We start from the raw sequence: 16,972 nt of genomic DNA on the forward strand, positions 1-16,972 counted from the left end.
GATCCATAATCCTAGGAGATTATCAAGCTGGGCAGGTCTGCCTCAGATCCAGGTCCTCGCTGTGGCAGGCCGGCCCGGGTGCGCGCCACCTGGTCGCGCAGTGCGTCGAAGCTGACCTCGAAGGGGCCGCGCGTGTGGGACCGGGCGTGGATCGCGGTGGCCGGGCCGGTCGTGCGGAGCATGTGTTCGGCGTAGTTGAGCGTCGATCCCGTGAACCATCGGCAGTCGGGCATCGGGTCATCCGTGCGTACGGTCTCCCACCGCTGGGAGACCCGCACGTCGAAGTACTCGGCGATCGACTGCCAGAACAGCGACGGCTCCCGGACCGACCACGCGCGCAGGCTCTCGTAGTCGTGCGCCTCGACCCGGCCGTGTGTGGCGAGCCAGCCCGCGAACCTGCCGAGCGCCGACTTCTCCCATGCGTCCGCCGGCGGCTTCCACATCACGACCGGATCGTGTCGCCCCCTCAACGAGAGCTCCCCCGCCGCTCTTTGCGCACGGCTTCGACGAACTCGTGCAGCAGCTCGGCGTGTTGCGGGTGCGGTGTGAGGATCTGCTCCTCCGGTTCACCCGAGTCCACGCGGGCACACAGTTCCTCCGGGTCGATGAGCGCTCCGGCCGGGTTGGCGTCGAACGCCCCCGTCGCCAGCCACGCGTTGGTCTGTGCGGTGGACGCGAACGCCTCGACGGTCAGCTCGATCATGTTCCCGTCGGGATCGAGGTAGTACATCGAGGTGGCGACGCCGTGGTTCATGCAGCGCAACGGCAGGATGCCCTGCGCTTTCAGAGCCCTGTACTGGTCGGTCAGTTCCTTGAGTGAGGCGACCGTGAACGCGGTGTGGTCCAGGCCGGTCGCGTTCGGCGGCGGCGCCACCGCGTCCTGCACGGGGATGACGGCGAGGCGGTCCTGCGAGTCGTCCCAGGTGAGAAACTTGATCATGGGGTGGTCCAGGACCACCTGCAGGCCGAGCACCTTGCCGTACCAGTCGATCAGGGCCTTCGGCTGCGTGGTGCGGAGCACGGTGTGGGCGTACTCGCGGGGCCGGAATCCCTGCTGGGGTTCGGGCACGTGGGCTGTCGTCGTGGTCGTCATCGTCATGCCTTCGTGTCGGGGCTGTCGGGGCGGGTTCGCCGGCCCGTGCACACATCCAGGACGTCATCGGGTGACACGTCGGTGTCCTCGCCGCGCCATGCGACGTGCAGGTCGGGCCGGAGCAACAGCAGCGAGGCGCCGTAGAGTTGCCGGAGGTCACCGCGTCCGTCGAGACGGAGCACGTCGAGCGGGACGCCGCGCTGCCGGGCGGCGCCGAGGAACCGGTCCGTCGTGAGTGTCGGGGTGTCGAGGGCGAGCAGGGTCAGGCCGGTGCCGGCCTGGTCGTGCACGGAGGCGCCCGGTTTGATCCAGGCGTTCGGCAGGCGGCTGCCGGGCGCTGCCGAGGGCTGGTACACCGGGCTGTCGGGGTCCGGGAGCGGGCCGGTCTCGTGGCTGCAGACCGGTGAGAGCGCGTAGCGGTAGCCCAGTTCGGTCCCGTGCTGCTCGTGGCTGCGGCGCTGGTAGGTGTTGAAGGCGGCGGCGAGCAGTCGGCGCCGCTCGCGGCCGACCGGTGTGTCGTGTCCGACGACCGGGTCGTAGAGCCTGCGCCAGGTCTCCACGCCCGTGGCCGCGTACTCGGCGGCCCGGCAGTTGCGCACTCCGACCGGGTGCCGTTCGGCGTGGTAGCTGTCCAGCAGGGTGGGACCGCCCCAGCCACGCAGGACGGCGGTGAGCTTCCAGGCGAGGTTGTCGGCGTCGCCGATCCCGGTGTTCAGGCCGAACCCGCCGGTCGGGATGTACTGGTGCGCCGAGTCGCCGGCCAGGAGGACCCGGCCGTCGCGGTACTGGTCGGCGACCAGCAGGTGCGGGGTCCACGCGCCGGCGTGGAGTACCTCGGGGTCGAGGTCGAGGCCGAGCGCGGCGCGCACTTCCTCCGCCGGGTCGAGCCGCGACACATCGGCGTCCGCGGTGATGTGTACATGCAGTGACCAGCGCTTCAGGTCGTCCTGGGCGATCAGCACCCCCTGCCGGGCCCCGGCGAGGTAGTAGTGCCGGAACGGCTCCAGGCCGGCCTTGTCCAGCAGCTCCGGGCACCGGAAGAAGATCTGGTAGTTGCGGGCGACGCGGGCGCGCCCCGAGTACTCGATGCCCAGCGTCTTACGGACCAGGCTGCCGCCGCCGTCGCACCCGACGAGGTAGCGCGCGATGACGGTGCTCTTCTCGCCGTTCGCGCTGCGGATCTCGGCGTGCACGCCGTCCGCGTCCTGGCTGAAGCCGGTCAGCTCGTGACCGAAGCACACCCGCACGGTGGGCAGCGCCCGGGCCTCCTGGCCCAGCAGTGCCTCCAGGGTGTACTGGGAGATGCGCTGGTACGACTCCCGGGCTTCGGTGCCGTCCGCGCACGTCGCGACGCGCTCCCGGGTCTCGGCGATGGACGGGTACGACAGCACCGCGTACGGCGGCTCGGCCAGCGACGGGCCCGTGTAGACGTCGGGCCGGGCGTCGAGCGGCCACCCAGCGGCGCGGATCTTCTCCGCCAGGCCGAGCCGTCCGAAGATCTCCATCGACCTCGGGTTGCACAGGTCCATCTTCGGCAGGGTGCCCACCGAGCGGCTGCGTTCGACCAGCAGGCAGCGGATCCCGCGCTGCCCGAGGGAGATCGCCAGCGTGAGGCCGACCGGTCCGGCCCCCACGATGAGGACCTCGGGGGAATCGGCTGCGCCGGTGCGCGTGTCCTGGCCGGTCATGGCCGCCTCTCGTTCGTCACGGGGTTGCTGAGGACGCCGACGTCGGGAATCTCGATCTCCACGCGGTCGCCGGCCCGCAGCCAGTTCTGGGAAAGCGCTCCGATGCCAGCCGGGGAACCGGTGAGGATCGTGTCGCCCGGCCGCAGCTCGAATACCTGTGAGACGTACGCGACCAGTTCGGCGAAACCGAAGATCAGATCAGCCATGTCGAGCTGCTGCCGCACCTGCCCGTTGACCCGGGTGCGGAGGGTCAGCCGTGACGGGTCGGGGATCTCGTCGGCCGTCACCAGCCATGGGCCGAACGCCCCCGAGGAGGGAAAGTTCTTCCCGGCCGTGGTCTGACTGGAGTGGGTCTGGAAGTCGCGGACGCTGCCGTCGTTGTAGCAGGCGTACCCGGCCACGTGGTCCATGGCCTTCTCGGCGGGGACGTAGCGGCACGGCCGCCCCATCACGAGGGCGATCTCGCCCTCGTAGTCGAGCTGGTCCGAGACCTCGGGAACCAGGAGCGCCTGCCCGTGGCCGACGTGACTGAGCGGACTGCGCGTGAACAGACGCGGATACGCCGGATAGTCGCCCGGCACCCGCCGCATCAGCTCGGCCGTCTCCTCGAAATGGCTCTTCGTGTTCAGGCCGATGCCGATGACGTGCGTGGGGTTGGTGACCGGCGGCAGCCAGGTCACGTCGTCGAACGACCAGTCGCTCGGCGCGTTCCGGAACGGCTCAAGGGCGGCTGCCCCGTGCCCGATCACCGTCTTCAGGTCGGAAGCGCTCACTCGCTCCGACACGTCGATCAGACCCGTCGGGGCCACGATCCCGAAACGGTCCTGTCCGCCCACTCGAAAGCTGGCGAGTCGCATAGCGCGGACTCCTCACTGGGAAGGCGTCGCGTCGCGGCTGCCGGGCCGCGCCGCGAACTGGCAAACTGAGCGAAACATATAGGTTTATGAGAAGTCAATGGGCACGGCACGCACCGCCCTGTCACCGGACTCTTGAGCCGGACGCCATGGCGACGAAGAGGCCAGGTCAGCAGTGGTCCTGGAGACTCCGGCCGCCGAAGGTGAGGGCCCCCGGCCGTACGCGCCTCACCTTGAATCGATCAAGGTCGGCCGCCCGGCGGAGCTCGCACGCGTCTTGACGACCGCGAAAACGCGCACCTGTGTTCACGCCTACCTCGGCACTCCGAAGCCGAGAGCCGCGGTCGCTCCCACCGCCGCCCCATCGGCTTCCGCCCGCTCCCGCCGCCCGTCGGCACTCTCCCCCGCCGACTCGTTTCGTCCTGTCTCCCGGCATGCCGCGTGCCACTCATCGAACAGGAGTTCCCATGCCCGCTGCGCCCTCGTCCCCCGGAAAACCGCTGGTGACCACCACGGACAGCGTTTCGACGACCTCACCCTCCCGCACCCGCGTCGTCGTCGGCGGGGGCGTGGGGAACGCCCTCGAGTGGTACGACTGGTCCGCCTACGCGGCGTTCGCTCCCCTTCTCGCCCAGCAGTTCTTCAACCCGGCCGACGCGACCTCGGCCATGCTCGCGACCCTCGCGGTGTTCGCCGTCGGATTCGTCATGCGCCCTGTGGGCGGGCTGTTCTTCGGGTGGCCGGCCGACCGGAGCGGCCGGCAGCGCAGCATGGTGCCGGCCATGTCCCTGACCGCGCTCGGCAGCCTCGTCATCGCCGTCGCACCGAAAGAGGAGGCCAGGCTCATCGCGGCCCTGGCAGACGGCGAACCGGCCCGGACCCGCATCACGTCGTTCCTGCAGGCACGCACCGCGGGGAGGGAGTGAATTCCTGACCTGGCCGCCAGGCCGCACTCCGGAAGTTCTCCTGTGTACCGGGCGGGACGTCGCTGTGAGCCGCCCATGAGGTCATATGGGTCGCCCATGAAACGAGCGGGATCGTTGGCATCATCGTCAACAGTTCTCTATGTTCGCAGGAGCGGATCACTCAGTCCGCGACCATCTGTGAGCACCGGTGGGACACTTCCGGAGAGGGCATCAAGTTGAAGCACAAGGCAATCAAGCGCAGGTCGGTCGTTCTGGGGATCGGTGCGACCGCCGGTGTCGCGGCGGTCGGCGGCATCGCCGTCAGCGCGCAGGCGTCCAGCGAGACCGCCTCCGACTCGTCGTCCTCCTCGGACGGCCTGGTCTTCGACCCGGACGGCTACACCGAGATCACGACGACCCTGACGGACACCGACGGCACCGCCCACGACGTGACCTACCACTTCTGGAAGGCCATCACGTACGTCTCCAAGCCGGTCAACGAGAAGTACCAGAGTCTGATCGTCAGCGTGCCCGTCGAGATCGACGGCAAGGCCGTGGACGCCTCGAACGCGCCCATCGTCCTGTCCAACGTCATCGCCGGTTACGTCGAGTCCTCCGTGGCGGAGGCCACCGGAATCGGCGGCGCCGCGGGGTCCGGAGGACCCCCTGGCGGCGGCAGCCCTTCCGCCTCGGCGTCTCCGTCGGCATCCGCCACCGCAACAGCCGCCCCCGCCCCGCCCGGCGGAGGCGGCGGCGGTGCCAAAGCCATGCCGCAGATGGCGCTGCTGGCCGGCTACGTCGTCGTCGAGCCCGGCGCCCGAGGCCGCACGACGACGAACTCCGCCGGCGAGTACTACGGCACCGCCCCGGCGGCGATCGTCGACCTCAAGGCGGCCGTGCGGTATCTGCGCGCCAACAAGGGCCGCATCCCCGGCAACACCGACCGGATCGTCTCCGCCGGAGTGAGCGCGGGCGGCGCCCTGTCCTCGCTGCTCGGCGCCTCCGGCGACAGCCCGCTCTACGACAGGCTCCTCAAGGAGATCGGCGCTGCCGACGCCTCCGACGCGATCTTCGCGACCGGCGCCTGGTGCCCGATCACCGACCTGGAGCACGCCGACGGCGCCTACGAGTGGAACTGGGGCACGAACGTCACCCAGTCCACCGGCAAGGTCGTCGACCAGAAGGTGTCCAAGGATCTCCAGTCGCAGTTCGCCGAGTACCAGGCGAAGTTGAGGCTGCGCGGCCTGAAGGGCTCGGGCTTCGGCACGCTCACCGCCCGCAACTACGACGAGTACCTGGTCAAGGAGTACCTGGAGCCCTCGGCCACCACGTACCTCACCGACCTGTCGGACTCCGAGCGCGAGACCTACCTGGCCAAGAACACCTTCATCACCTGGAAGAACGGCAAGGCGACCTTCACCTGGGACGACTTCCTCACCCACGTCGGCACCCGCAAGAAGACCACCCCGGCCTTCGACCCCTTCGACCTGTCGGCAGGCGAGAACAACGAGTTCGGCACGGGCACCACCAAGGCCCGCCACTACACCGCGTACGGCGCCAAGAACGACACAACGGGCCTGACCACCAAGCGCGTCGCGAGCGACATCCCCGCGAAGCTCGACCTGATGAACCCGATGCACCACCTCCTGGAGAAGGCCAACCCGAAGCGGACCAAGCACTGGTGGATCCGCCTCGGCACCAACGACACCGACACCTCGCACGTCATCTCCGCCAACCTGGCGGCGGCCGCGGCAGGCCTCGGCGACGACGTCAACCACCTCTACTACTGGGACCAGGGCCACGGCGCCAACACCGATCTGCCCGACTTCGTGGCCTGGATCGCCAAGGTCACCGGCTACAAGGGCGCGAAGAAGTAGCCCCGGCGCACATCGCCGCCCGCCCGGGCCGGTCAGGACTCGGGCGGGCGGCTCCGTGTGTTCGGCAGGCCGGGTCAGACCAGCGGCCACAGCGCCGCGGTGAGGGCGAAGCCGGCGCATCCCATGACGGTCGTCAGGACCGTCCAGGTGCGCAGACCCGCGGCCACGTCGAGACCGGCGAGCTTGGTGAACATCCAGAACCCGGCGTCGTTGATGTGGGACAGCGCCAGGGCTCCCGCGCCCATCGCCAGGGCGACCAGCGACAGCTGACCCGTCGACAGGTCGGCCCGGTGCAGCAGCGGGGTGAGGATGCCGGCGGTCGTGATGAGGGCCACGGTCGCCGAGCCCTGGGCCGCGCGCAGAGCGAGGGCGGTCAGGAAGCCCAGCACCAGTACGGGCAGCCCGGTGCGGTCCAGGACGTCGGCGATCGCGTCGCCGATGCCGCTGGCGACCAGGACCTTGCCGAAGACACCGCCCGCCCCCGCCACGAGGATGACCATCGCGACGGGCGGCAGCGCGGACCCCATCACCTCGGCGATACGCGCGCGGTCCCAGCCGCGCCGGGCACCCAGGAACCAGCCGCACAGGGCGACGTCGATGAGCAGGGCCACCATCGGGGCACCGAGGACGGTCAGTACGGCGCGCAGGGTGGAGCCCTCCGCGAGCGCGTTCTGGCCGATGGTGCCGAGGAGGATCAGCAGGATCGGGGTGACGATCAGCGCCAGGACCATGCCGAAGGACGGCGGGCGGACGTCGGTCTCCGAGGGCGCGGGCTTGGTGAGTACGGCGGTGCCGTGGCCGTCCGCCACGGAAGCCGGCGCGCTGCCACCTCCGTCTCCGGCCTCCGGCTCGCCGTACACCTCCGCGTACACCACCGGGTCCATCGGGTACTCGCGGCGGGTCAGGCGACGGGACACGAAGTAGCCGAGCAGGGCGACGACCGCCGTGACGGGGATGCCCAGCAGCAGCATCAGGCCCTGGCTGGCGCCGATCGTCGCGGCCACCGCGACCGCGCCGGGGTGCGGCGGCAGGAAGGCGTGCACGGTGAGCATCGCGGCGCCCATCGGCAGTGCGTAGATCAGCAGCGGCTTGCGGGAGGCGCGGGCGACGCCGTAGGCGATCGGCATCAGGATGATCAGGCCGACCTCGAAGAAGACCGGGATGCCCAGGACGAATCCGGCGACGGTCAGGGCGAGCGGGGTGCGCCGGGACCCGAACTTCTCGATCAGGGAGTGCGCGAACGCGTGGGCGCCGCCGGAGAGTTCGATGATCCGGCCGATCATCGCGCCCAGCGCGATGATGGTGGCGATGTGGCCGAGGGTGGCACCCATGCCGTCCTCGATGGTCTTCACCAGGTCGGCGGCGGGCACGCCCGCGGCGAGCGCGACGCCGACGCTGACGACGACGAGGGCGACGAAGGGCTGCACCTTGGCTCTGAGGATGAGCAGAAGCAGGGTCACCACACCGGCGACCGCGATGGTGAGCAGGGCGGTGTGGCTCATCGTCCCTCTCCTTCCGGGGTTGTTTCTGCGGATATTCCCGACGGCTTGGGAGACAGGACGGTGACGACGGAGGAGTCGTCACGGGCGGCGAGCCCGGCGCGTTCGCCGAGCAGGTAGAGCTGTGCGGCAGCGGCGGCCAGCGGCACCGGGACGTGGGCGTCCTTGGCGATGCCGGTGACGATGCCCATGTCCTTGACGAAGATGTCGAGCCGCGACTTCACCTCGACCTCGGCGCCGTCCTCGTACGCCTGGACCATGCGCGGCCCGCGGTCGGCGAACATGAACGACCCGGCGGCCCCGTGCTTGAGGCTCTCCACGACCGTGCCCGGGTCCAGTCCGAGCCCGCGGGCGAGCGCGATCGCCTCGGCGGCAGCCGCGATGTGCACGCCGGCCAGCAGCTGGTTGACCGCCTTCATCGCCTGGCCGTCGCCGGGACGCGGGCCGACGACGGTGAGCGTCGAGGCGAGCAGGTCGAGGACCGGCCGGGCCGCCTTCAGCGCCGCGTCCTCGGCGCCGACGACGATCAGCAGATCGCCGTTTCCGGCCCGCACCGGACCGCCGCTGACCGGCGCGTCCACGGTCAGCACACCGCGCTCGGCCAGCGTCACAGCGGTGGTGCGCGCCGCCTCGGGGCCGACCGTGCTGGTGAGGATCACGACCGCGCCGGGGCGCAGGGCTTCGGCGGCGCCGTTCTCGCCGAACAGCGCGCCCTCGACCTGCGCCTGGTCGCGTACGGCGAGCACGACGACGTCGGCGTCACGGGCGGCCTCGGCCGGGGACGCGGCGTCGCGGGCGCCCTGGGCAGCCAGGGCAGATCGCCGATCGGCCGCGATGTCGTAGACGGAGACGGGCAGTTCGCCCGCCAGGCGGCGCGCCATGGGAAGTCCCATGGCGCCCAGGCCGATGACGGCCGTGTGGGGACGGGGGTGGGGAGACATCTTTGTCCTCCTGCGAAGAGAAAGGGGAGAGGAGCAAGTCGGCTGCCGGCGGTGGGGAAGGCGCCGCCAGAAGTGAAGGGGTGCGCTCAGCTGCGGCGTCTGCGAGGGGGATGGCGCAGGGGCCGGCGGCTGTCGGGGCGGCTCGCGAGGGTGGTGCGATGCGGCGGGCGGTCGTACGGCGGTCTCGTGCCGTACGACGCGGTGGTGCGGTTCGTCGTCAGCGGGGCCGGGGTAAGGTCACGCGTCTCCCCCTTCGGCACGGGGACTCAGGCGGCCGATGACCTCCAGGGCGGTGTCCCGGACCGCGTCGCGGCCCGCCGCCCAGACGGAGACGACGTCGGAGCCGGGCAGCGCGGCCGGGAGGGTCGCGTTGACGGCTTCCAGGTAGGCGCGGCGCAGTTCGGCGTTGACGTTGACCTTGGCGACGCCGCGCGCGAGGGCGCCGTGCAGCTCTTCGACGGGCAGGCCGTTGGCGCCGTGCAGGACGAGCGGGACCGGTACGGCCGCGTGGATCGCGGCCAGCCGCTCCAGGTCGAGGCGGACCGGGTCCCTGGGAAAGCCGTGGACGTTGCCGACGGCCACGGCGAGGGCGTCCACACCGGTGGCGTCCACGAACTCTTCCGCCTGCGCGGGGTCTGTCATCGTCGCAGTCTTGGCGACGGCGCCCGTGGAAACGTCCTCGTCGCCCGGCAGGGCGCCGAGCTCGGCTTCCACCCAGGCGCCGTGGTGACGAGCCCGCCGGACCGCCTCCTTCGTCAGCGCGATGTTCTCGGCGAACGGCAGGTGGGAGCCGTCGACCATGACGGAGGTGTAGCCCGCCTCCAGGCAGGCGGTGATCTCGTCCAGGTCCCGGCTGTGGTCGAGGTGCACGCCGAGGCGGGCGGTCGAGTGTTCGGCGGTGTCCAGCGCCAGCCGCATCAGGGCCTTGCGCCCGGCGTGCTTGAAGGAGCCGGAGCCCGCCTGGATCAGGACGGGCGTTCCGGCGGTCTCGGCTGCGGCCGTGATGCCCTGGACCGTCTCCAGGTTGTAGGCGACGAACCCGGGCAGGGCGTGGCCGGTAGCGGCGGCCTGCTTGAGGGCGTCGGTTCCGTGCAGCAGCATCAGGCGCTCCGGAGCAGGGCGAGGGCGTCGGCGAGGGCGTCGGGGCCGCCGACGTTCCCGGCGAAGACGATGTAGGGGATGCCGGCGGCGGGTCCGTCGACGGGCTCCCAGAGGGAGACGATGCCGGGCAGCAGGGTGCCCCGGGCCCAGGCACGGCGGATCTCCAGTCCGTGGGTGGCGGTGTCGCTGGAGGTGATCCCTCCCTTGGCGACGACGAAGGCGGGCCGCCGGGTGGCGTTGACCTGCCGTACGGCCTCCACGAGCGCGGCGGAGACCCGGCGGGAGATCGCCAGGTTGTCGTCCGCGTCGGCGCCGGTCACCAGGGTGCGCGAGGTGCGGATCACGGCGTCGGCCGTCTCCAGCGCGGCGGCGGCCGCGGCCGCGACCTCGGCGATGTGGGCGTCACGCCGCTCCTCGTCGAGCAGAAGGGCCACATCGAGTTCGTACTCGGCGATCCCGCCGCGCTCCCGCAGCCGGTCCAACTGCCGCGTCGTCAGCGACACATGGGACCCCACGGCGATCAGCCCGTGCGGCGTGTCGCCGCGCAGCGGGCGCAACTGCGCCGGGGTGAGCGGTGGCCGCCCGGCCTGTCCGGCGCGGGCCCTGACGAAGGACGGCCCGACGCGGTAGAGCAGCCGTGTGCCGTTCTCCTCCGCTTGGGCGAGAGCCAGGGCGAGCACGCGCAGGTCGTCGTCGCAGACCGCGTCGACCACGGCCGTACGCCCGCCGCTCAGCGAGGACAGCAACCGCGCCGTATGCTCCGGGCCGCCACCACGCAGGTCGTCGAGGGTGATGCGCAGCACCTCGCCCGCGGGCACCCGCCCGCCCGTCTTCTCCTCGACCCACTCGGGCAGCGAGGAGCTGCGGTAGCCGAAGGTGGCGTCGCGGGCGAACTCGCTCTCACCGACCGGGAGGAGTCCGTCGACGGTGCGCATCCAGTGGTGGGAGTCGACGGTCAGCCGGCCGGCCTCGATGTAGGCGGGGACCAGCACGACACCGTCCGGGGCGCCGACACCCAGCTCGGTCAGTTCCTCGGCGAGGACGTCGGTCTCCAGGGGGAAGTGGCCGCGCAGGGTCGAGTCGCCACGGCTGGCCAGCACGTAAGCGGTGCCCTCGGCCGCCGACGCCGTGTGCAGGGCACGGACCACCTCGCGGTTGCGGGCGGCGGCATCCTGGGGCGACAGGCTGCGGGTGTTGGTGAGGACGAAGAAGGCGGCACTGTCCTGGCGCAGCGCCCAGCGCAGGTCGTCCACCGTCCAGGAGGTCAGGACCGGCACGTCCGCGACCGTCTGGGTGCCGGTCGGGTCGTCGTCGAGGACGACAAGACGGGCGCCGCCGGAGATCCGGGCGGCCACCTCGGCGGCGCTCACCTCGCGGATGGGCGGGAGCCCATCCAGCACCGCGGCCTCGCTGACGGGCCCCGTCTGGGCATGGAGAGGTAGGGACATGGCGAATTCCTGGTCTCTAACGGGAAGTTGGGGGGAGCTGGGCAACGTCAGTCGAGGTCGCGCTTGATCACATGGGTGCGCAGGTCGTCGGCGGTCTGGTTCATGTGACCGTCCATGGCGGTCCGGGCGGCCTCGGGGCTGCCGGACTCCAGCGCGGCGAGCACCGCCTCGTGGTGCGCGATGGCGTTCGTGCGGATCTCCGGGACGGCCGAGGTCTCCCGGCGCCCCCCGACGAGCAGCGGGCCGAACGGCTCGAAGAGCAGGGGGACGAAGAGGTTGCCCGTCGCCCGCATCACCGTGTCGTGGAAGTCGATGTCGGCCTGCACGAACTGCTCGGTGTCGCCTGCGTCGGCCGCCTCGCGCATGCTCGCCAGGTGCTGGCGCAGCACGTCCAGGTCCTCCTCGGTGCGGCGGGAGGCGGCCAGCTCGCACGCGCCGTTCTCGATGAGCCGGCGTGCCTCGATCAGCCGCTCCGACAGGGCGCCGCTCGCGGTGCGCGAGGCCGCCCGCACCACCGGCTCCAGGGCGGTCCAGCGGTCCGGTGCGTTGACGTAGGTGCCCCGGCCGCGGACCACCCGTACGACGTTCTGCGCACGCAGCTGCTTGACCGCCTCCCGCACGGTCAGCCTGCTCACCCCACCCTGCTCCGAGAGTTCTCCCTCGGGCGGGAGCGCGGAGTCCGGCGGGTACTGGCCGTCGATGATCGCGGTGAGCAGCTGCTCGGCAAGGTCATCGGGGAGCGACATGGCGGGAACCTCTTCGTCCGTGATCACATCTGACGTCAGACATCTGATGTCTATATGTCGGAAACGATGACACCGGAGGTAGGACTCGTCAATACCCTCCGGTCGGAAACAATTGGGGATCATGGAGGCGGGCGCCACCTCGTCGCCGCGGCATCCGCATCGCGTCTCTTCGACCACGCCGCCGAGCGGCCCGTCGACTCCCCTCGCCCGGCCAGGGATGGTGGCGGTGGTCGCTCTGACATGGAACGCTCCGGCCAGGGCGCCGGCGGCGCGGGCCAGGTTGTGCGCCAGGGCCGCCAGGGCGAGCCACGCGGCATTGGCGCGTCATTCCGCCCCAGAGGCAGCCTTGACCCAGATCACCACGGACCTCCGAAAGCGCCTGGGGGTGCGGCCCTCACTTGAGAGAGGCATGGACTCGCCGAGTCTTGGCGCTCCCGGACTGCACTACGGAACTCATCCGCGCTTTGCCCACCTGGACAGCCTTGACCATGGGCGGCCAACGGCATGGAACGGCCCACAAGGCTGTGGCATCGACCGTGTCGACCTCCCTCAGCGACAGCAACGAGGCATGGTCCCGCTTCGCCACCGACCCCGCCTCACACTCCGGCCCAACAGCGTGGCTACGACTCGGCGACATCCTCGATGCCGCCGCGCGAAATACGGACTGGCCGAAGCCCTCGAACTCCAAGTGACACTGCAGGCGCGCAAATTCCCGTGCGCAACGCGACAAGACTCGACAGTCGCAGTACCGCCGCTCGATCGGCTGGGAGAAATCTGGGAGAAGACCTTCTCCCAGAACCCTCGCAACACCTCGCCACACCAACCGAGACAGCTAGCCTGACCTGCATAATCATCCACCTCGGCCGGTATTGATCTTGTCCGGACCTCATTCGGGACGAAGAGGTCGTGGGTTCCAATCCCGCCACCCCGACAGTAAAACGCCAGGTCAGGGCCGCCCACTCAAGTAGTGGGCGGCCCTGATTTCGTGGTGCGTGACTAACTGCGTGACTACCGGTCCTGAAGCCGCCACCACAGATAGTCCTCCCAGGCGCGAGAGGAGAAGGTGATCTTCATTCGCGGCCCTTGTCAGTCGGTCGTCAGCTCGCGCACGGTACCGCCGCCGTTTTCCAGCTCGTCGATGGATGCGAGCAGGCGCCGGGCATTCGCAGGGCTGCGCAGCAGGTACGCCGTCTCCTTCAGGGACTCGTAGTCCTCAAGGGAGACGATGACGACCGGTTCATGTCCGGCCCGGGTGATGACGACCTCTTCACGGTCGTCGGTAACGGCATTGAGCACCTCGGCGTACCGCGCCCGAGACTCGGAATACGTCATGGTCTTCACGATCACCCCTCCTTCATCACTGACTGCGCACCAGGTGGACGCGACCTGCCTTCCCTGCCTGAATGCAGACTTGCCAGGCGGTCCTCAAGGGAGCATAGATTGGCTGCAGTTGATCGTCTGGGGGAGCGATGGCAGGGCAGGACCTTCGAACACTGTTCAGCTCGAACGACCGGAGCATCGCCGCCAATGAGGCGTTCACGAACCGGCAGGCACAGTGGCGAGCGGTCACGGCCGGCCTCGCAGGACACCTCCGGCACGTGACCGGTGCGGACTTCGACGTGGAGGACCTGGAAGCTCCCCGCCGCAACATCCTCGTCTTCCACGGCGTGGGTGGGATCGGCAAGTCCACGCTCTCCCGCAAGATCGAGGCATCGCTCGCCCGCAGCGAGCACCGCCCCGTGCAATGGGAATCGCCGTCCCACCCCGAGGATCGGACGCTGCCGGTCCGCATCGACTTCTCGCGCGCCGCGGGCATGGACTTCGAGCGCGTCATTCTCACCATCCGCCTTGCCGTCGCCGCGCTCGGTCGGCCGATGCCCGCCTTCGATCTCGCACTGCGCCGTTACTGGGAGCACAACCACCCGGGTGAACCGATCGAGGACCATCTGCGCCGGGGCGGGCTGCTGAGCCGCTTCAGCGCCGCTGCCGCCCTGCCCCAGCAGATGCAGTCCGCTCTCAGCGACGTCGCCCAGGCCCTGCTCCTGCCCGGCACTGTAGGGAGCGCGCTCGGTCTCGGGGCCGGAGCGCTCATCAAGGCGTTACGCGAGCGGCGCCAGTCCGTACGCGCTCTGGCCGGCTGCTCCCGTCTGGCCGACCTCCTGGAGGCCGAGCCCGACCTGGAAGCCCTCAGCTTCTACCCGCACCTCCTCTCCTGGGATCTGGCTCAACTCCCGTCGGACAAGGGCGCATTACCCGTGATCCTGCTCGACACCTTCGAGGACACCGGCGACCGTACACACCGCGATTTCGAGCGTCTGCTCCAGCGCGTCGTGTGGCTGATGCCCAACGCGTTCTTCGTCGTCACCGGACGCAACCGCCTCCAGTGGGCGGAGACCAGTGTGGAAGGACAACTCGACTGGACCGGGCCGGACGCCTGGCCCGGCCTCGTCCCCGACACCGCGCAGACCAGGTTAGGTGTATCGGGCCGCCAGATCCTGATCGGCGACTTCTCCCCCGAGGACTGCGAGGACTATCTGGCCCGCAGACTCAGCCGCGACGGGCAGCCGCTGATCGGCGACCCGATCCGCCGGATCATCGCCGAGCACTCCCATGGACTGCCTCTGTACCTGGACCTGTCGGTCATGCGCTACCTGGAACTCCGACGCGGCGGCAGACAGCCGCAGGTCACCGACTTCGACCACGACTTCCCCGCCCTGATCGCCCGTACCCTCAGCGATCTGACCGCCGATGAGCGCCACGTGCTCCGTGCGGTCAGCCTACTCAGCGCGTTCTCCGTGCCCCTGGCCACCCAGGTCGCCGGCATGGACCACGACGCGCCCGCCCTACGGCTGACCGAGCGCCCCTTCATCCGGGAGTCTTCCGCCGGTGTATGGCCCTTCCATGTCCACGACCTGATCCGTGCCGCCATTCGCAACGCGGACGACGACAGCGACGACCGCTGGTCCGAGCAGGACTGGCAGCGCGCGGTCCAGCGTGCCTTCCACGCCCTGGAGTCCCAGTGGCGCCGGGACCCACGACGCGACCGCGCCCTCCTGGTCGGCTGTCTTACCCAAGGGCTGCTCCTCGCACGGGACTTCCGACTCGATCTCGGCTGGCTCGCCGATGCCGCCTTCCAGTACGTCGGGGATTGCGTCTGGGAGCCGCTGGCACTCCCGGCCCCGGCCACCCATGACACGTCATCAAGCGGCCTACGGACTGCCGCGGACGCCCTGGTGGAAACGCTCAGCGCCGTCGCCCGGCGCCAGCACGAACACCGTGAACGCACGGCCGGTCGGCTCTCGGCCGTCCTCGCCTCGGGGCTGCTCCCTGATGATCTGGTCGAACTGGCCACGTATTACCTGGCGAAGGCCCAGCGAGACCTCGGCCTGACCGATGATTCGCGCCGCAACATGTGGCGTGTCGCCTCCGCCGACGGTCGGCTCGCTTCCGCCGCTCGACGCGGCCTGGCGCACCTGAGCAGGCTGTCCGGAGACTTCCCGACGGCGGTCGAAACCGCAGGAAGGCTGGGCTGGGAGGGTCGGCACCACCGGGTGCTGGGCGACGTGTGGTGGGTCCAAGGCGACATGGAGCGGGCGGCAGCCGCCTACCTGGCAGCCCGGAGCGAAGCCGAAGAACACGGCGTGGTCGGCGAGACCGCCATGGTCCAGGCGCATCTCGCCTTCGCCGTCTCCTTCTCTGACCCGCTTCGGGCCGATGACGAACTCGACTTGGCGGACCGGCTGCTGTCGCGCCTCAGCCTGCGCTCCACCGAGATGACCGCTCGCATCGCCGCAGTCGTACGCGACGTCGGGTTCGCCGCAGACGTGCCCGACCGGGCAGCCGTGCTGCTCGCCGAAATCGGCGTCTCCGGCATTTCCTACGCCGCGGCGAAACTGCAACTGGCCCTGTGCTTCCACCACGCCGTTTTCGATGCCCAGGACGACCTCGCCACCACGATCACACGCCTCCGCGACCTCACGCAGAGCGGTGACTACGCCTACTACGTCGACATCGCCCACTTCATGGCCGGCCTTCCGCTTCCCGAGCACACCGCGCGAGCACGGTGGATCGACGGAGAACAACAGACCCGCGAACGATGGCGCCACCTGGTTACGACACGTCGCAATCACCTCGCCACGACTCGTTAGCTTGACTCTGACACGAAAATAAAGGCTTCGTGCAGATCAGGTGATCTGGTCCGATTCGCCTCTGGTCTCAGACGATCGGGTTCAGCGGCAGAGCTCCATGATGGTGTCGTCGAAGTCGGGGAACTCTCGCGTGGCCTGCTCGATCACGACAACTGCCGCCGCGCGATGGAGTGGAGCGAATTGTTCCGCGATGGCAGCCAGTTCGCGGTTGGAATGTGGGACCCGGTCGGGCTCGGGCTCGTACGAGGTGGCCGCTTCCCATGGGCCGAAGCCGTCGGCCAGCAACCACAGGAAAGCGCCCAGGTCGCGGGCGACGACGCCTGTCTCTCCTTCGGAGCCGAGGAACACGACGGGCTGCTCGGCCAGTACTCGACCCGGGCGGATCAGCCAGAATGCGGCGTACCCACCGGTGCCGTCTTGGCCGAACACGCGGAAGGCGTCGCCGTTCAGCTCGCCGTTACCGGTCCACGCGCGGAACCAGTCGGTTGTCTCATCGGCAGTCAGGAAAGCCTTGAAGGGCTCGAAGTCGACGCCGTCCTCGCCGATGCGGTCGAGCCGGACCGCCATGGCAGCGGCAAGTGGGGCAGGGAACTGGCGGTCCTCGGTCGGTGTCACACGAACAGACTAGCGACGTGATCTTCCGCGACTACCGAGACTGGCTGGCCACCCAGT

General features: G+C 69.9%; 14 protein-coding genes. 3 read left to right on the forward strand and 11 right to left on the reverse strand.

Annotation, left to right across the window (positions count from 1 at the left end; translation table 11 throughout):
* Positions 1–11 precede the first annotated feature (11 nt).
* The 4 genes from G3I71_RS04205 to G3I71_RS04220 are packed head-to-tail and all read right to left on the reverse strand — an operon-like array spanning position 12 to position 3,638.
* Positions 12–443 carry an acetyl-coenzyme A synthetase N-terminal domain-containing protein gene (locus G3I71_RS04205; RefSeq protein ID WP_203729359.1) on the reverse strand — a complete coding sequence of 144 codons (432 nt, stop codon included), beginning with the start codon at positions 441–443 and terminating at the stop codon, positions 12–14.
* Positions 444–466: 23 nt separating this feature from the next.
* The gene (locus G3I71_RS04210; protein WP_164312542.1) at positions 467–1,093 is read right to left on the reverse strand and encodes a VOC family protein; all 627 of its coding nucleotides are present in this window, start codon (positions 1,091–1,093) and stop codon (positions 467–469) included.
* Positions 1,094–1,095: 2 nt separating this feature from the next.
* Entirely contained in the window at positions 1,096–2,781 is a 1,686-nt protein-coding gene (locus tag G3I71_RS04215; protein ID WP_164312543.1) for an FAD-dependent monooxygenase, read from the reverse strand.
* A complete protein-coding gene (locus tag G3I71_RS04220) occupies positions 2,778–3,638 on the reverse strand; it encodes a fumarylacetoacetate hydrolase family protein (RefSeq protein WP_164312544.1) in 861 nt (286 codons plus the stop codon). The genes G3I71_RS04215 and G3I71_RS04220 overlap by 4 nt, the downstream gene beginning before the upstream one ends.
* Before the next feature lie 464 nt (positions 3,639–4,102).
* Between G3I71_RS04220 and G3I71_RS04225 the strand changes: the two genes are divergently transcribed.
* Together G3I71_RS04225 and G3I71_RS04230 are read left to right on the forward strand one after the other, a co-directional pair.
* Positions 4,103–4,561 (forward strand): MFS transporter, encoded by a 459-nt coding sequence (locus G3I71_RS04225; protein WP_164312545.1) that lies wholly within the window; start codon positions 4,103–4,105, stop codon positions 4,559–4,561.
* Positions 4,562–4,776: 215 nt separating this feature from the next.
* Positions 4,777–6,417, forward strand: a complete 1,641-nt coding sequence (locus tag G3I71_RS04230) for a subtype B tannase (RefSeq protein WP_239148881.1) — start codon at positions 4,777–4,779, stop codon at positions 6,415–6,417.
* Positions 6,418–6,491: 74 nt separating this feature from the next.
* On the opposite strand, the gene G3I71_RS04235 is transcribed toward G3I71_RS04230, so the two are convergent.
* The 6 genes from G3I71_RS04235 to G3I71_RS04260 all read right to left on the reverse strand — a co-directional run bounded on the left by G3I71_RS04235 (position 6,492) and on the right by G3I71_RS04260 (position 13,493).
* Positions 6,492–7,919: a GntP family transporter gene (locus G3I71_RS04235; protein ID WP_164312546.1), complete on the reverse strand. Its 1,428-nt coding sequence runs from the start codon at positions 7,917–7,919 to the stop codon at positions 6,492–6,494.
* Complete coding sequence (locus tag G3I71_RS04240) at positions 7,916–8,857, reverse strand: NAD(P)-dependent oxidoreductase (RefSeq protein ID WP_164312547.1); 942 nt, start codon at positions 8,855–8,857, stop codon at positions 7,916–7,918. Before G3I71_RS04240 ends, G3I71_RS04235 begins: the two co-directional genes overlap by 4 nt.
* Positions 8,858–9,094: 237 nt before the next feature.
* On the reverse strand, positions 9,095–9,958 hold the full coding sequence (locus tag G3I71_RS04245; protein ID WP_164312548.1) for a class II fructose-bisphosphate aldolase: 864 nt from the start codon (positions 9,956–9,958) through the stop codon (positions 9,095–9,097).
* Entirely contained in the window at positions 9,958–11,406 is a 1,449-nt protein-coding gene (locus tag G3I71_RS04250) for a four-carbon acid sugar kinase family protein (protein ID WP_203729282.1), read from the reverse strand. The genes G3I71_RS04245 and G3I71_RS04250 overlap by 1 nt, the downstream gene beginning before the upstream one ends.
* A 47-nt stretch (positions 11,407–11,453) precedes the next feature.
* Positions 11,454–12,152, reverse strand: coding sequence for a FadR/GntR family transcriptional regulator (locus G3I71_RS04255; protein WP_164312549.1), 699 nt, complete (start codon positions 12,150–12,152; stop codon positions 11,454–11,456).
* A gap of 1,086 nt (positions 12,153–13,238) precedes the next feature.
* Positions 13,239–13,493 (reverse strand): type II toxin-antitoxin system prevent-host-death family antitoxin, encoded by a 255-nt coding sequence (locus tag G3I71_RS04260; RefSeq protein ID WP_164312550.1) that lies wholly within the window; start codon positions 13,491–13,493, stop codon positions 13,239–13,241.
* A 128-nt stretch (positions 13,494–13,621) separates the two neighbouring features.
* Here G3I71_RS04260 and G3I71_RS04265 point away from each other — a divergent pair, with 128 nt between their 5' ends.
* The gene (locus G3I71_RS04265; protein ID WP_164312551.1) at positions 13,622–16,300 is read left to right on the forward strand and encodes an ATP/GTP-binding protein; all 2,679 of its coding nucleotides are present in this window, start codon (positions 13,622–13,624) and stop codon (positions 16,298–16,300) included.
* An 81-nt stretch (positions 16,301–16,381) separates the two neighbouring features.
* Here G3I71_RS04265 and G3I71_RS04270 read toward each other — a convergent pair whose 3' ends face one another.
* Complete coding sequence (locus G3I71_RS04270) at positions 16,382–16,915, reverse strand: SMI1/KNR4 family protein (protein WP_164312552.1); 534 nt, start codon at positions 16,913–16,915, stop codon at positions 16,382–16,384.
* Positions 16,916–16,972 lie beyond the last annotated feature (57 nt).

Source organism: Streptomyces sp. SID12501, from assembly GCF_010550245.1.
Lineage (GTDB): Bacteria > Actinomycetota > Actinomycetes > Streptomycetales > Streptomycetaceae > Streptomyces.

What these genes read in the sequence shown, in the direction of transcription:
- G3I71_RS04250 (WP_203729282.1), bottom strand. Translation starts at nt 11,406, where the DNA reads ATGTCCCTACCTCTCCATGCCCAGACGGGGCCCGTCAGCGAGGCCGCG.
- G3I71_RS04255 (WP_164312549.1), bottom strand. Translation starts at nt 12,152, where the DNA reads ATGTCGCTCCCCGATGACCTTGCCGAGCAGCTGCTCACCGCGATCATC.
- G3I71_RS04240 (WP_164312547.1), bottom strand. Translation starts at nt 8,857, where the DNA reads ATGTCTCCCCACCCCCGTCCCCACACGGCCGTCATCGGCCTGGGCGCC.
- G3I71_RS04265 (WP_164312551.1), top strand. Translation starts at nt 13,622, where the DNA reads ATGGCAGGGCAGGACCTTCGAACACTGTTCAGCTCGAACGACCGGAGC.
- G3I71_RS04215 (WP_164312543.1), bottom strand. Translation starts at nt 2,781, where the DNA reads ATGACCGGCCAGGACACGCGCACCGGCGCAGCCGATTCCCCCGAGGTC.
- G3I71_RS04225 (WP_164312545.1), top strand. Translation starts at nt 4,103, where the DNA reads ATGCCCGCTGCGCCCTCGTCCCCCGGAAAACCGCTGGTGACCACCACG.
- G3I71_RS04245 (WP_164312548.1), bottom strand. Translation starts at nt 9,958, where the DNA reads ATGCTGCTGCACGGAACCGACGCCCTCAAGCAGGCCGCCGCTACCGGC.
- G3I71_RS04235 (WP_164312546.1), bottom strand. Translation starts at nt 7,919, where the DNA reads ATGAGCCACACCGCCCTGCTCACCATCGCGGTCGCCGGTGTGGTGACC.
- G3I71_RS04220 (WP_164312544.1), bottom strand. Translation starts at nt 3,638, where the DNA reads ATGCGACTCGCCAGCTTTCGAGTGGGCGGACAGGACCGTTTCGGGATC.
- G3I71_RS04205 (WP_203729359.1), bottom strand. Translation starts at nt 443, where the DNA reads ATGTGGAAGCCGCCGGCGGACGCATGGGAGAAGTCGGCGCTCGGCAGG.
- G3I71_RS04210 (WP_164312542.1), bottom strand. Translation starts at nt 1,093, where the DNA reads ATGACGACCACGACGACAGCCCACGTGCCCGAACCCCAGCAGGGATTC.